The organism is Pseudomonas sp. ef1 (genome assembly GCF_007293365.2).
Taxonomy (GTDB): Bacteria; Pseudomonadota; Gammaproteobacteria; order Pseudomonadales; family Pseudomonadaceae; genus Aquipseudomonas; species Aquipseudomonas siliginis.
The window spans coordinates 3,499,272-3,513,359 of the sequence record NZ_CM129815.1 but is presented as its reverse complement, the minus strand read 5'-3'; the positions used below and the strand labels follow the sequence as shown (position 1 = coordinate 3,513,359).

The 14,088-nt window shown below is 55.0% G+C and carries 12 protein-coding genes and 1 pseudogene; 7 read left to right on the top strand and 6 right to left on the bottom strand.

Translation table 11 applies throughout. The features are described 5' to 3' along the window. Positions 1 to 86: 86 nt before the first annotated feature. Positions 87 to 839 (bottom strand): SDR family NAD(P)-dependent oxidoreductase, encoded by a 753-nt coding sequence (locus tag FEE99_RS15980; RefSeq protein ID WP_041480457.1) that lies wholly within the window; start codon positions 837 to 839, stop codon positions 87 to 89. 120 nt (positions 840 to 959) lie between these two features. On the opposite strand from FEE99_RS15980, the gene FEE99_RS15975 reads away from it, so the two are divergent. From FEE99_RS15975 to FEE99_RS15965, 3 genes are all read left to right on the top strand, one after another. After that, entirely contained in the window at positions 960 to 1,901 is a 942-nt protein-coding gene (locus FEE99_RS15975; RefSeq protein ID WP_041480458.1) for a LysR family transcriptional regulator, read from the top strand. 102 nt (positions 1,902 to 2,003) lie between these two features. Beyond that, the gene (locus FEE99_RS15970) at positions 2,004 to 3,008 is read left to right on the top strand and encodes a saccharopine dehydrogenase (protein WP_041480459.1); all 1,005 of its coding nucleotides are present in this window, start codon (positions 2,004 to 2,006) and stop codon (positions 3,006 to 3,008) included. A gap of 86 nt (positions 3,009 to 3,094) precedes the next feature. Further along, complete coding sequence (locus tag FEE99_RS15965) at positions 3,095 to 3,652, top strand: GNAT family N-acetyltransferase (RefSeq protein ID WP_041480460.1); 558 nt, start codon at positions 3,095 to 3,097, stop codon at positions 3,650 to 3,652. A 39-nt stretch (positions 3,653 to 3,691) separates the two neighbouring features. Here the strand turns inward: FEE99_RS15965 and FEE99_RS15960 are convergent, their stop codons facing one another. The 3 genes and pseudogenes from FEE99_RS15960 to FEE99_RS15950 form a co-directional block, all read right to left on the bottom strand. Next, positions 3,692 to 4,264 carry a hypothetical protein gene (locus FEE99_RS15960; RefSeq protein ID WP_041480462.1) on the bottom strand — a complete coding sequence of 191 codons (573 nt, stop codon included), beginning with the start codon at positions 4,262 to 4,264 and terminating at the stop codon, positions 3,692 to 3,694. A gap of 102 nt (positions 4,265 to 4,366) precedes the next feature. Then, positions 4,367 to 4,578: pseudogene (locus tag FEE99_RS15955) on the bottom strand (hypothetical protein); the annotation flags it as partial. Continuing rightward, entirely contained in the window at positions 4,565 to 5,887 is a 1,323-nt protein-coding gene (locus FEE99_RS15950; protein WP_041480467.1) for an APC family permease, read from the bottom strand. The gene FEE99_RS15950 and the pseudogene FEE99_RS15955, both read right to left, overlap by 14 nt. Before the next feature lie 546 nt (positions 5,888 to 6,433). On the opposite strand from FEE99_RS15950, the gene FEE99_RS15945 reads away from it, so the two are divergent. Both FEE99_RS15945 and FEE99_RS15940 read left to right on the top strand, forming a co-directional pair. Next, positions 6,434 to 6,796 (top strand): DUF6124 family protein, encoded by a 363-nt coding sequence (locus FEE99_RS15945; RefSeq protein WP_041480468.1) that lies wholly within the window; start codon positions 6,434 to 6,436, stop codon positions 6,794 to 6,796. Positions 6,797 to 6,866: 70 nt separating this feature from the next. Continuing rightward, positions 6,867 to 7,553, top strand: coding sequence for a hypothetical protein (locus FEE99_RS15940; RefSeq protein ID WP_041480470.1), 687 nt, complete (start codon positions 6,867 to 6,869; stop codon positions 7,551 to 7,553). 82 nt (positions 7,554 to 7,635) lie between these two features. On the opposite strand, the gene FEE99_RS15935 is transcribed toward FEE99_RS15940, so the two are convergent. After that, positions 7,636 to 8,616, bottom strand: a complete 981-nt coding sequence (locus tag FEE99_RS15935; RefSeq protein ID WP_305965248.1) for an AraC family transcriptional regulator — start codon at positions 8,614 to 8,616, stop codon at positions 7,636 to 7,638. Positions 8,617 to 8,808: 192 nt separating this feature from the next. Between FEE99_RS15935 and FEE99_RS15930 the strand changes: the two genes are divergently transcribed. Further along, entirely contained in the window at positions 8,809 to 9,321 is a 513-nt protein-coding gene (locus tag FEE99_RS15930; protein WP_041480473.1) for a nuclear transport factor 2 family protein, read from the top strand. 924 nt (positions 9,322 to 10,245) lie between these two features. Next, positions 10,246 to 11,313 carry a hypothetical protein gene (locus FEE99_RS15925; protein WP_143978996.1) on the top strand — a complete coding sequence of 356 codons (1,068 nt, stop codon included), beginning with the start codon at positions 10,246 to 10,248 and terminating at the stop codon, positions 11,311 to 11,313. A gap of 250 nt (positions 11,314 to 11,563) precedes the next feature. On the opposite strand, the gene FEE99_RS15920 is transcribed toward FEE99_RS15925, so the two are convergent. Then, entirely contained in the window at positions 11,564 to 14,086 is a 2,523-nt protein-coding gene (locus FEE99_RS15920) for a sigma factor-like helix-turn-helix DNA-binding protein (protein WP_041480477.1), read from the bottom strand. Positions 14,087 to 14,088: the final 2 nt, after the last annotated feature.

Genomic DNA, 14,088 nt, shown 5'->3' with positions numbered 1-14,088 from the left:
CCGCTTGTCGGCGAGCGATATACTCAGTCAATGATTGGATCCAAGTAGCGAGGTTGGGACGATGGCCACATCGTCCCCTCTCAGAGTCAGATTTGCGCCTGACCACCGTCGACAAACAGCTCGATACCGTTCACAAAGCTCGAGTCGTCCGAGGCGAGGAACACAGCGGCAGCGGCGATTTCTCCCGGCTCGCCGACACGCCCCATCGGTATCTGCGACGCCATGTAATCGAGCAAACCCTGTTGCTGTTCAGCGTCCGGACCGGCCAGCCCCACCAGCCCCGGGGTTTTGGTTGCGCCGGGACTGAGTGTGTTGATGCGCACGTTACGACCCTTCAAGTCGAGAATCCAGCTGCGCACAAATGCCCTGACAGCCGCCTTCGACGCGGAATACACACTGAACGCCGGCGTGCCGGAACTGCCCGCTGTGGAACCTGTGAGAATCACCGAAGCGCCTTTGGCCAGCAGCGGCAGGGCTTTCTGCACGGTGAACAGCACGCCTTTGACGTTGCGATCAAAGGTATCGTCGTAGTGCGCCTCAGTGATCTCACCCAATGGAAGCATCGAGCCACCGCCGGCGTTGGCGACAAGCACATCGAGGTAGCCTTTCTCGGCACCGATTTGCTGGTACAGCGCATCGAGCTGTTCGAGGTTCGTCGAGTCAACCTGAACGCCCTTGGCGTTGCCGACCAGGGCAACGGCGGCATCGAGCTCGGCCTGACGACGGCCGGTAATGTAAACGTAAGCGCCTTCTTCGGCGAAGCGCTTGGCCGTGGCCAGGCCAATGCCAGTGGTGCCGCCGGTAACCAGTGCGATTTTGCCTTGAAGTTTGCCAGTCATAAGTCTTCTCCAGAACGTGAGTACAGCCAGTCAGCGTTGGGTTGCGCATTGGGGAAAGCTTATCGACGCTGCAGACCTTTCAAAATAGAATTGTCTGAAACACATCGTTGCAGAATTGAAATGAGCAAACTGCCTGATTTTGAAGGTCTGGCGATGTTCGCCAAAGTCGCGGAGGAAGGTTCGTTCGCTTCTGCCGCACGGGTCATGGGTGTTTCGGTACCGACGGTGTCGCGCGCGATAGCGCGGCTCGAAGAGCGCCTCGGCGGTCGCCTGTTCAACCGCACCTCGCGGCAATTGGCACTGACTGAGTTCGGTTCGAGCATGGCGGCCAAAGCCGGGGACATTTACCGGCAGGCCGAGGAAGTCGAGAGTGAAGCCCAGGACCTCTCGGTGCAGCCGCGCGGACAAGTGCGCCTCGCCGTGCCCATGTCTTTCGGTTTGCGCTGGATCGCGCCGTTGTTGCCCGAACTGCTGCGCCGATTCCCCGAGCTGTTTGTCGACCTGCATTTGCACGACGCCTCGGTCGACCTGATCGCCGAGGGTTTCGACGCCGCGTTGCGTATCGCCGCCCTGCCCGATTCATCGCTGGTCGCACGTCGACTGTGCGCCGTGAGCCAGTTGCTGGTGGCGTCTCCCGGCTACCTGGAAACTCATGGACGCCCCGCGCACCCGCGTGATCTGGCGACGCGTTCGTGCCTGAGTTACGCCTACCGTGCGCGCACACAAGTCTGGCGCTTCACCCACGAGAGCGGCGTCGAGGAAGATGTCGTGCCGAAAGGCCCGTTGCGCGTGACCAATTCCGATGCGCTGCTGCCGGTGTTGCTCGAAGGGCTGGCGATCGCCGAACTACCGGAATTCATCGCCAGCGAATACCTGGCCGATGGGCGGCTGGAAGTGTTGCTGCCGGAGTGGCACATGACTCGCGGCGGCCTGTATTTCGTGACGCCATCTGCACGCAGTCGGCCAGCGAAAATCCGCGCGCTGTCCGACTTCTTTGCCGAGCATCTGTCAGAGCCGGTGTGGCGCTATGATCCGGCCCACGCTTCGTACTTGCTCAAATGAACGTTCGTCGGTGCGCCTGAGGACCGCACGGGCAATCCGGAAAGTGCGTGTTAGGGTGTTTAGCCAAAGCACGTTTCAATCCAGGAAAAATGAGGAGGATTCATGCCACTTCATCCCATTCTGTTCATGGGCGGCTCCGGCGCCATCGGCCACCAGACGGCTCGCGCATTGCGCGCGGCGCATCCCGACGTTCCGTTGCTGATCGGCGGACGCGACCTCGCCAAGGCTGAGCAAACCGCCGAGCAAATCGGCAATGCCCAAGGTGTGGTCATCGATGCTGGCGCAGAAGATCTGGGACTGGGTGATCGCCCGATCAGCGCCATCGCCTTGTTCTACATGGACCACGCCCTCGCCGGACTGCGCTTTGCGCAAAAGCGCAAAGTGCCGCACCTGAGCATCTCTTCCGGCGTGTTCGAAATCGCCCCGCAAATCGCCAGTTTCATCCACTCGCCCGACGCGGCGCCCATTGTCCTCGGCTATGAATGGATGGTCGGTGCCACCACCGTGGCAACGCTGCACATCGCCAAAGCCTTCGCCCGCGTGCACGACATCCGCATCCACGCACTGGTCGACGAACAGGACGGCGGCGGCCCGACCGTTGCCGTCGATTTCGAGCACCTGAACAAAATGCTGCCCGCCGCGCTGACCCGCAGAGGCGGCGAGTTCATCTGGCGTGAAGGCGACGACGCCAAGGCCAGCTTCCGCGCCGTCGACGGCACGACCCTGCAGGGCGCCGGCTTTTCCTCGATCGACGTGACCGGCCTCGCCGCCGCCACCGACGCCCCGAACGTCGAGTTCAACCTCGCCAGCGGCGTCAGCTCGACCCGGCGTCAGGGCCAGCCGATGTCGACGGAAATACTCATCGAACTTGAAGGCACGGATCACGATGGCCAGCCGTTGCGCACCCGCCACGCCGTGGTTCACCACGCAGGTGCAGCGGCGTTGACCGGGCTCAGTGTGGCCATGTTGCTGGAGCGGCTGGTTGGGCTGGATGGGCAAATGCCGGTAAGGCCGGGGCTGTATTTTCCGTATCAATTGCTGGAGGCGCAGGTGTTTTTGCAGCGGTTGAAAGAGGACGGTGGGGAGCTGGTTGGACTAGTTGAGTGAGACCGCGCACAGGTCGCTCGACACTTCAACTGCTCGTTTGAGAAAGTACCGATGCTGCCCGCCACTGCTCGCAAGGATTGATCGCCATGGATTGCATCCCCACGCTTTACACCCGCCGCTTGATCCTCACGCCGCTGCAACTGAGTGATGCAGCGGCGGTGCAGCAATCGTTTCCGCAATGGGAGGTCGTGCGCTATCTCGACAGCCGCGTTCCGTGGCCGTATCCGGACGACGGCGCGCTTGTTTACGTCCGCGATGTCGCGCTGCCCGCGATGGCCGCCGCGAAGGAATGGCACTGGATGATCCGCACCCGCGTTCAGCCCGAGAGCTGCGTCGGCAGTATCAGCCTGTTTGATCAACCGGGTAACCATCGAGGCTTCTGGCTCGCCCCTCAGTTTCAGGGCAACGGCTACATGCGCGAGGCCTGCAAGGTGATCAATGCCTACTGGTTCGACACCTTGATGCGCCCATTGATGCAGGTGCCCAAGGCCGCCGCCAACCACGCCTCGCGCAAGATATCCGAAGATGAAGGCATGCGGATGGTTGAAACACGGGACGGCCAGTTTGTGTCGGGGCCAATGCCGGTGGAAGTGTGGGAGATCACGCGCAGCGAATGGCTTGCTGCGCAGACTCAGGACTGCTGAGTTTGACGCCGCGACAGACCCTGCTCGCGGGTTTTTCAGTCATTCCTTCACCTGTTGCGCCTGTGGCATCGGATAGATGACTTGCGGGGAATCCAGATTGCGAATCTCGGATTCGATGGTGATGGTTGATATCTCACGTCCTGGAGGTCCGCTGATGGAGTTGCTGGTTGAGAAATCCACTACGTAACGCTGACCGGCGCGGAACTCGACATCGCGCGCACTGAAGCCGCATTTGGCACCGCCCGTACCCAGCCCGTTCATCGATACCCAGCACCAGCCCAATGAGTGCTTCCCGGGCTTAAGGCGTAGCGCCTGCTTGCCGGAAACATCGAGAATTGACGCACGACCGGCGCCCGGCAACGGTTGGCCATCCACTTGCGTGGCCAGCAGCAGTCGGTGAAAAGGCACACCGATAGCGCGAAATTGAGTGGTCGCGAAGTACACAAGCGCGGCGTCGGGAGCGTTATTGGAAAGATCATAAGGCGTCATCGATTCCGGCGCCCATTCGCCCTGGTAATCCTTGTAGTGATAGTTGGAGCAGGCGGTGGTGAAAATGGCTGCCAGCAGAACAGCGGATAGCTTGAGTTGTGAATTGAAAAACGACGAACGCATTGTTCTTCCTTGTTGAGATACCTACGGCCGCTTCGTCAACAGCGGCCGTCTCCGGCGAAAAGTGATATCGCTATGCTATCACCCTCATTATCTCAGAGCATCTATCAGCGTGTAGGTCAGCGTGCCCAGAACATCGAGTGGGTGAGCGCAATGAACGTCAGAATCGCTGCGAGCGCGGTCAATAACACTGGCCGCGCCCGTTGCACTGTCGACTCGACCACGGCATGGAATGGCACCAGCCCTTCCTGCTCGTTGTGATGGATCAGCAGCGTCGGCACCACACCGATCGAGCCTGACAACCTAACCAGCCTTACTGATCGCGGAAAATCTGATGCGAGAACAGCCATGCAGCAACATCCCGACAATGATCAGCGCCCCCGCCCGCAACCACGTTTCCCACCCCTGCTGACTGAGCAGAACCAGACATGACACGATCGCAAGCACCGGGACGAAGGTCGGCACGCGAAAGTGGTCTTCCTCTACCCTGTCCCGCCGAAGTACCAGCACCGCCACATTGGTACTCAGAAAAACGAACAGCAACAGCAACACCACCGTCTCTGCCAGCGTTGCCAGCGTGCCTGTGAGTGTCAGGGCAATAGCGACCACGGTGGTTGCGACAATGGCAGCCCACGGAGTTTTTCGTTCAGGCAGCACCGCACCCAAAACACCCGGCAACAGCCCCAGATTCGCCATGCCATAAGTCAATCGACTGGCCATGATCATGGTTAACAGCGCACCGTTGGCCACAGCAATCAGCGCAATAAAAGAGAACAGCGCTGGTGGTATTGCGAGGGTCGATGCGCGGACAACTTCGAGCAAAGGCGCCGACGTGGCCACCAACTTCTCGGTAGGCAACACCGAAGAAGCGGCCACGCCCACCGCCATGTAAACCACGCCAGCGGTGAGCAAAGCGGCGAACAAGGCACGCGGGTAGACCTTGCGCACATCTTTGATTTCCTCGGCCAGATTGGCCGAAGTTTCGAACCCAACGAAGGAATAGAACGCCAACAATGCCGCCCCCAACACCGCCAGCATGGGACTGACGCCCGGCTTGAACGTGAGGGTCCGTCCCAGGTCCGCATCGCCTGTGCGGAAATACCAGACAGCGGCGACGATCACCAAAATCAGCCCGGACAGTTCAATCACGGTCATCACCAGATTCGCCCCAAGCGACTCCTTGATCCCCCGCGCGTTGAGCAGGCCGATAGCCAGAAGAAACACCAGGGCTGCAATCTGCGGCGATACGTCGACGAAGGCGTTCAAGTAATCACCGGCAAACGCCAGCGACAAACCCGCAGCGCTGGTGACCGCAGCCGCCAGCATGCAGAAACCGACCAGGAAGGAAATGAGCGGCGACTTGAAGGCCTTTTCCGCGAACACCGAAGCCGCGCCGGCGTGGGGATATTTGGTCACCAACTCCGCGTAGGAACCTGCCGTCAACATGGCGAAGAACAACGCGATCAGCAGCGGCACCCAAATCGCGCCGCCCACCTCCCCCGCGATCGTTCCGGCGAGTGCGTAAACACCCGCGCCGAGTACATCGCCGAGAATAAACAGAAACAGCATCGGGAAAGTGATAGCCCGGCACAGAGCAGGTTTATGAGTGGGAGCCGTCACGGTCATTCCTTGATTCTGGTGTGGAGGAGCTGGAGGGTTGTCACCTCAAACAATGGAAATGGTGGGTAAAGCAAAGTTCAAAATGTGTGATGGGGCCGCTCGGCACGCCGCTATAAACATTGCCCACTCGACACTTGTGGGAGCGAGCCTGCTCGCAAAGACCCCAGCCCGATCAACACAAAACCTCAGCCAAAACCAATTCCCTAAACACCTCGTTTAAAACCGACATCCAGACTATTCCAGCAAGCTACAACGCCTTGCGCCATTGCCTACGACTACGCCAGAATCCGCCGGCTTGTGCGCCTCGGACCGTGGTTCTATCGTTGACCGGTCACTGAAAACAGTGATCGGGTTTGGTAGCCCGCTTTCCACATGGCGCATAACGTCATCGTATGCAGATGCTTTCGCATCGGTTTTATGGTGGCCATGCGCAGGGCGTTTTCGAGCGCGCCGGTTTTTCCATGTGGGCCGGTCTACCAACCTTCGTATGGCCACCACCCTTCGTTTGGTAGCGAGAGTGATGGCTCCCTTGGTCACATATGGAGCTTCACCATGTTCAAAGTAACGCCTAACCCGCCAGCGTCGGACGCAACCTCCCCCTACGAATCCCTCGACTCAAAAAAACTCCACGAAGCCGCCGACCGCGCCCTCGACCACTACCTCAAACCCACCGACACCCTCAAAACCACGCCCTACCAGACCAGCAGCATGTTCCTCGCCAACCCGAAAACCGCCACTGAAGAACTGCTGGTCAACGCCAGCGAATCGCTGGGCTCGGCCTCGGTGATGTTGAGTGACGTGATTGGGATGGTTGAAGGATCTGCGCGCAAGACACTGCAAGGTATCGCGCAGGTCGTCATGCTCGGCGAGCTGGCGGTCAATCAGGCGTTGGATAACGTCGTGCCGGTGGAGTAACCGAAAACGCCCTGTGACGACTTACCAAGCTCTCACAGGGTTTCCAATCTTCAGATCTGAAGGACAAGAGATGAGCGACCAGAACAACCCATCGGCAGACCAGCGCGGACTGAAAAAATATCTCCGCATCGACGCAGCTCTTTTTATAGCCAGCATGCTGGGCGCTTTTACCCTGAGCGGTTTCGCTCACCTTGAGAAGTTTTATCTAACGCTCGATGTGCCCATCGAACGATTAAACATCAGCGCCCAGCAATACCTTTCCTATGGTGCTTCCGGGTTCGGATCTTTTCTCTCTGCTCTCTTCTTCGCCATGGCTCTGGTCGGGATTGTTTCCCTGCTTATACTGCTTTTCGAAAAAAGAAAACTGGACGCGCCCCAACCTGCCCCACCGGCAAAATGGGTCGCCGATGTGCGTGAACGAGCCGCGGAAAACCGCGGCATGTTTATCATCGTGGGTTCTATTTTCCTGCTCGCGTTTTTGTTGATGATCGCCTGGTATCTGTTGGTCCGAGTGCCGTCAAATGCGGGACGGGCAGCAGCGCTGGAACTGGCAACAACGTGCGAGGTGCGGCAGTTTACCTACAAAAATCTCGACCAGTTCAGCGGGTGCAAGGTTTCAGAATCTGACGACATGCTTTATCTACTGAAACGAGTCAAGGTTGACGCAGCAGGCATTGAATTTCAGACATTCGAACTACCCAAGACAGGGCTAAAAAGCATCACTGGTGAGGTGCAGAGTTTCAAATACAAGCGGTGAAGGTTTGTACTTTATGCCCCTTCGTATGGACCCTTATCCCTGGACGCTCGGCGCCTTAGTCCGCAGGGCAACCGTGGCCCAATCATCCGCTCGACACCTCGACCGCCCTGCGTAGCCGCCAGGCGTCCTTCGCCGGCGGCATACCGAACAGGCGGGCGTAGTCTCGACTGAACTGCGAGGGACTTTCATAACCGACTGTATATCCCGCCTCTGCGGCATCTACTGCTTCGGTGACCATCAGTCGGCGTGCTTCCTGTAGCCGCAACTGGTTACGAAATTCCAGCGGGCTCATTGAGGTGATCGCCTTGAAATGCGCATGAAACGAGGAACGGCTCATCCCGGCGATACCGACGAGGTCATCTATCCGGCACGCTTCGTTGTAATGGCTGCGCAGCCAGGCAATGGCCTTGGCGATCTGGTTCAAGCGGCTGCCTGCCTGCGCCATCTGCCTGATGATGCTGTTGCCGTTTTCGGTTAGAAGGCGATAGAGAATTTCGCGAATCACCAGCGGAGCGAGCGCTTCGATATCCCGAGGCCTGTCGAGCAGCCCGGCCAGCCGAACCGCGGCATCCAGCAGTTCTGGAGTCGTATCGTGGAGCACGATACCTGCGCAAGGCACTTTGTCGCTCTCTTCAGTCAGAGGATGGCGCAGCGCAAGTTCACTCAACACAGCGGTATCGAGATCCAGCGCCAGGCACAGATAGGGAACAGCCTCACTCGCCTCGATGACCGAGCCCATCACCGGAAGGTCTACCGATGCAACCAGATACTTGGCAGGATCGTAAACATAGCCGGTAGTACCCAGCATCGCTTGTTTACGTCCCTGAGCGACAAGGCAGAGTGTCGGCTCGTACACCACCGGCATAGGCATCGTAGGCGTAGCCGAACGAATCAGGCTGACACCCGGAATCGCGGTGCTGTGGATGCCGTCATTCCGGGCGTGACGACCAACGATATCGACAAGCTTGGAAAGGGAACTCAAACGCAACTCCATAACGAGGGCATGCGGCGGTTGAACAACTGGTATCGGATGATCAAGCAAGAAATCAGGACGATCCTGCAACAGCCCTCCTCCGCTCATAAGTCACACTTCAGATGAGGCCCAGAGATACTGCCGTCCACACCCGCGCCCGATTCTTTGCCAATGCCCCATATAGAACAACGGCGTGTGGGAACGCAACTAGCGGCTTACAGATAACAACAACGGCCCATCCAACTCGACGGGACTCATCGGACAGATTAAGGAGCACAGGAAATGACGTTTGTTCAACGCCTCTCTACAGCGCTAGCACTGGTCCTCACCACAATCATTGCAGGGCCGGCGCCCGCCGTGGCCAGCGAACCGACTACGGAACGCAACCGCCAATTCATTGCGCAAGCGTTCAACCAGTGGGCTCAAGGCGGCCGGACGTTCTTCACAGATGTGCTGGCTCCCGATGTGATCTGGACAATCAAGGGGACTAGCCCTTCGGCGGGTACTTATCGCGGCCGAGATGACTTCCTGAAACGCGCAGTCCAACCCTTCGCAAAACGGCTCGCCTCGCCCGTGCGCCCGACGGTGACGGATATCTGGGCTGAAGGCGATGACGTCGTTGTGCACTGGGACGGCACCGCCACCGCAGCCGACGGCGCGCCATATCGCAACAGCTACGTATGGATCATGCGCATGCGAAATCTGCAGGCAGTTGAAGTCATTGCCTTTCTCGATCTGGTTCCTTATGAAGACGTTATCAGGCGAATTCCGCTTAAAGCGGGAGATCTTGAATAGATAAGCCCGCCAGGATCGACTGGAGGATCTGCTCGCGAGACGCTGCGAGATATTACGTAGGTGGGCATGTCGTCGAATGTCGGATTTCGGCCAGAAGCCGACGCTCCGTTTAACTCCTTTCAGAAGCCGTTTTTTGGGGACGATCAACATGAGCGGATTTCCAGACACCATAACGGCATTTAGCCAGCTCATAAGCTTCTGACTGTGCCAGAATCTGCGCTCGCCCCAACGTCCAAGGAAAGGTATGAGTTTTTTCGACCAATTGTTCGCGCTTCGACAGAACGAGTTTCGGACACCCCTTGAGGACTTTCTCACCGAGCTCTTTGCCGAGTGGCTACGTCAAGTGACGCTTGCTGGTAGAGTCACAGAGGTTCTAACTAACCTCTTCAAACTGGCACCTGCCCAACTTGGAGAATCGGGTAAGCCCAATTCAATTGTGTGGGAGACTCAGCACGTCATCGGCCCGGGCGACCACGGGGCGGAAGGTAAACGCCCAGATCTGATTGGACGGTGCTCTAATTTTTACCTAATCATCGAGAGCAAAATCGCAGCTGGATTTACCCAATATCAGGATAGGAGAAAGGTACGTGGGTACTGGATATCCACTCTCGCGATGGTAGGGGGCCGATCATCTTGCTGTCGACTCGTCGATCCCTCATTGACTTGCATGTTCAAGCTGCCAGCGGTGACCTTGACAATATTGCCAGTGAGTTCCTCTCAGCTCACAGCAATGCACTTCTAGTTCAGCTTTCAGCGCCACTTCTGGAAGCCGGGAATAGCGCTGATCAGTTTCTGTTTGAAATGGTAACTGCTGGATGAAAAACTTCGATCCTGAACAGGCGAAGAAGCGGGTCTGGGTAATATAGATTATCCCCACAAAGAACTTGATAAAGAATTTTAGATTGATAATTTTGGAGGATGGTTGTGAGTGAAGACAAAGGTGTCGAGGGAAAACGGCATCAAATATCGACTTTGACGGATTTTCGAGTAGTTGATGTTGGAGACTTCATCGCGGATGATAAGGTTTTGCGAATTTTTTCGCGAACTTCTAAACATCTGATATACGAAAAACATTCTGGCGTTTCTTATGGCGCTATTGACACTACAACACAGCAAAGTGCCGATATTGGACATCTAGACCAATTATTGATACAAGCAAAAAGAAAGTTAAAAGGAGTGCATCACGAAGCGCTTCAGTCTTATAAAAGTTCAATTTTAACTGCGATTTTCTGTGCTGATGAAGGTGTTACAAAAAAAGCCATTGAGAATCTTGAGAACTTTATAAGGGAAAGTCCCTCTGTTAAAAATGTCGTGGAGTGTCGCGATAACTACATCGTATGGATTAGCGAGCTTGGTATTGAGCATTGGATAAAGAGAACATCCGAAGTTAATGCGGGCGTATTATCTCAGTTTTACAATATAAAATCACTTGGGTTAGTTGTTGTACCGAAGTCGAAACTAAAAAAATTCTACGGCAAGTTAGCTTCTTGCTTAGTGGTGGGTTTGAGCAAAGGGATCGATTGTGAAGAGGATGTTTTTGAGCCTGTAAAGAAATATATTGATAAATGTGTTGTTGATGCAGCCAGATTTAAGCTTGTAGTTGTCGTTTTCTTGATAAGTATTTGTGTTTTGTTTCTTGCTGCAGGGGCTAGGTTATATTTTTTTGGTGTTAGTGGAATCAATTTTCAAGCACTTTTGATTGGCATTTTTGGCGGGGCTCTAGGTGCGATGATATCGGTCTTGCAAAGAGCGAAGGGATTAAAAGTAGAATTGTACGAGTCGATTGAGCTGATTTTATTACAAGGAGGTGTGCGTATCAGTTTAGGGTGTGCGTTTGGTGTTATTGCGTTGGTGGCTAGTAAATCTGGACTATTGCTGGAGCTATTGAGTCAAAGTGCCAATAAAATGTTCTTGCTTTCTGTAGTAGCCGGATTCAGTGAACGGCTTATTCCTGATTTTATAGGTAAAATTGCGGATGATGGTGTTAAATAAAATTATACGTACCAGTTTTTACTTGGAATACCGCGAGCTCCCGAATCCCGTTGGCGACTTCAGTCGCGATCTGGTGAATCCCTCGCAGTTTTGTAGACATTGCCGGCTGATCCCCTTCGGCCGCTCTCTGCCCCACGACTGGCAGGAGTCGGCCAAAAGCGGCCCGTCATCACTCACTGCCACAGGCAAAAGCGAACAAAGTGACCCTCTTTGGGGGGCTGAAGGTCTCTAGAGAGGTAGGGCTACTTATTCAATCGATTTCCAGCTCATCTTCTAATTCAATTTCCAATTTAGATACGGCTACACCAGCGGCCTGTCGTGCCTTCGCTGCTTTCCAGTTATAGATGGATACTCTGGCGGCTTCCTTACTGATCGCGATATGCAGGCTAAGAGATGCGGAGTTTTTTTCAACGCTATCTTCTATTTTACATATTTTATCGATTGCATCAGTTAAGCTGCCAAAGGAAATTGGCTGCAGAGCGAACAAGCTGTGGCGGCGCTCCCAATGCCCAAGTTGAGCAAAATAACGCGCCAGCGAACTATAGAAGTATTTTGAGTAGGCTTCGCCCTGCAGCGTATTCAATTCATGTTGAATTATGGAGGGATCTACGGGCTTGTCGTGGCGTCGTAAAACCAGCTCTATCGAATGTTGCATAGTGTCCAGATCAATATTTTTGTAAGCATTCTCTGAGGTAGTGTAAAGCATACGATCCATTTGAACGACTTGATTAGTGTCCATTAATTGCTTTAGATAAAGCGTCGCATGTCGCAAATTTCGGCTTTTCAGTAATTGCGCCACTTCGTTAGTGGTCAAAGGATCTTGTCTTTGTTGCATATACTGCAGAATAACGCTTTTCTGCGAGAACAAGTCGAATTCCGGATTCAGACTAATGGAGTCGGTTTGTGACTTGCCGTTAAAGTAAATTCCGTGACCTTCTCCGTGCATTTTCACTAAATATCGAAGTATGTAGTAATTATGCTTACGCAGCTCCGGTAATTCCTCCAACGCCTCACTTAAGTGCGCCACCTCGCGTTCAGCCATAGCGAAGTAGTAATGCAGGGATTGGAAAATGGCGGGCTCGTCGAAGGTGGAAAAGTCTACGAAACGGGTGTGCCGGTACACACCTTTGCCGGCAACATACATCAAGGTGGAGTCCTGCAGTGCATAGCCACCGGTCTGTTCCGAAAACGGCCTGCTGGAGATGCCGCGCCTATTTGCGTGTCGTGCAATATCCAGCCACGGCAGGCCATTCGGATGCTCAGCAAGAACCGCCGCCGCAGCCTCGCGCTTTCCTAAATTTACCGGTCTCACTAGCCCGCTTTCTAGTGTCACTTGACTTTGAGCATGAAGGAATTGTAGCGCATTGGATACATCCTTTTGATCGCCGCCTAGCTCCTGCTGCAGGTATTGAAGAATTACTGACTGGTCAATAGCCGTGCCATGCTGGGCAAAGTAGCTATCAAGTATTGTCAGTGGCGGGTGCGCCAAAGACTCCTCAAAGGCGATACGGCCATAACTAACGAATGACAAAAATTCATGGAAATGGTCCTGTTCCGCAAAACATTCTGACAGATCTGCCATCTCCAGGCGCAGCGTTTCATGCGACATACTTGTGGCGGAGTGCCAAATCTCAGCAGAATTTAGTGCAAGATAGTTATTGAGCCGCTCATTAATCTTGCTTTCCAGTTGCCGGATGCGCTCTCGTGAAACGTCAAATTTTTTGCCAATTTCTGAAAGTGTCAGGCGCTCATCCACGAATCCCCATCGGTGCTGGAAGATCAGCTGGCTTTTCTCATCGAGGGTCGCCAGAAAAATATCCACACGCTCAAGTAAAAATGCACCTAATGCCGCCGCCGATGCGAACGATTGTGTTGTGGCGGTAATCAACGAGGATGGGGTCGCAAAGTAGTCCAGAGTGCCAGCCGCAATGAGGCGGAGCTCGGCAGCCAGACGTGCCTGCACCTGGATTAGTTGGCTTCTTGTGCGACCACCTATTCTACTTGCCGCCTCCTCCTCTAATGAGTCGAAGCTCAAAATTGTCCGGATGTCAGCGCGCCCGATTAAGCGCTCAAGTTTGGAGACGACTTTCAGCTCGGCAGCGTCTAACTGCGTCAGATTAAGTCGCATGTCATCTCGAACGAGCTCAATTGGTTCAACGACGTCTGACAAATCTGGTGGGACAGGCAGAAAGTCGGTTGCCTTTAAATACAGAACTTTAAGTTCTTGCCAGTCTTCCCTGTAGGACTTACCGACGCCATCGAGCTTGAACAGACTATCAATTGGCAGGTTCAAAATATCCTCAAGCCGCTCGAAATTGACCGTAATTCCGGCGCTGCTGCTTGCACTACGGCACAGTCGGGCAATCAATTTATCGAACCGGCCACCGAGTTGAACCTCACCGATCAGGGTCTTAGGATGTGGGAGAAGAGGAGGAACGTCAGTTCCCGAAAGCTCTGACTCCATGTTCGTGTGAGAGTCAAGAGGGGGCATAGGGGGCATAGGGGGCAAAGTATTGCCGTTTATATGTGGTCGTAAACACTCTGCCTCCTTCAGCGACATAGTCGTGTGCTCGATATCAGCCGGTATCTGCCAAAGAGCCAGCAGCTCCCAGAAAGCTGGAAGCGCGCGCAAGTTAAGAAAGTCTTTTACATCCAGTTTGGCGATCAGGATGTCCAGGCGCCCCGATGTATCGCTAGCGAAGAGCAGACCTGCTGCGATCATCTGCGCTTTCAGCGAACGAGCAGCTGTCCCAATTTCGGTTACATCGTGCATTT

Coding starts and splice junctions, on each gene's coding strand:
- FEE99_RS15965 (WP_041480460.1), top strand. CDS start 3,095: ATGGATTGCATCCCCACGCTTTACACCCGCCGCTTGATCCTCACGCCG.
- FEE99_RS15945 (WP_041480468.1), top strand. CDS start 6,434: ATGTTCAAAGTAACGCCTAACCCGCCAGCGTCGGACGCAACCTCCCCC.
- FEE99_RS15940 (WP_041480470.1), top strand. CDS start 6,867: ATGAGCGACCAGAACAACCCATCGGCAGACCAGCGCGGACTGAAAAAA.
- FEE99_RS15920 (WP_041480477.1), bottom strand. CDS start 14,086: ATGCACGATGTAACCGAAATTGGGACAGCTGCTCGTTCGCTGAAAGCG.
- FEE99_RS15930 (WP_041480473.1), top strand. CDS start 8,809: ATGACGTTTGTTCAACGCCTCTCTACAGCGCTAGCACTGGTCCTCACC.
- FEE99_RS15975 (WP_041480458.1), top strand. CDS start 960: ATGAGCAAACTGCCTGATTTTGAAGGTCTGGCGATGTTCGCCAAAGTC.
- FEE99_RS15950 (WP_041480467.1), bottom strand. CDS start 5,887: ATGACCGTGACGGCTCCCACTCATAAACCTGCTCTGTGCCGGGCTATC.
- FEE99_RS15960 (WP_041480462.1), bottom strand. CDS start 4,264: ATGCGTTCGTCGTTTTTCAATTCACAACTCAAGCTATCCGCTGTTCTG.
- FEE99_RS15980 (WP_041480457.1), bottom strand. CDS start 839: ATGACTGGCAAACTTCAAGGCAAAATCGCACTGGTTACCGGCGGCACC.
- FEE99_RS15970 (WP_041480459.1), top strand. CDS start 2,004: ATGCCACTTCATCCCATTCTGTTCATGGGCGGCTCCGGCGCCATCGGC.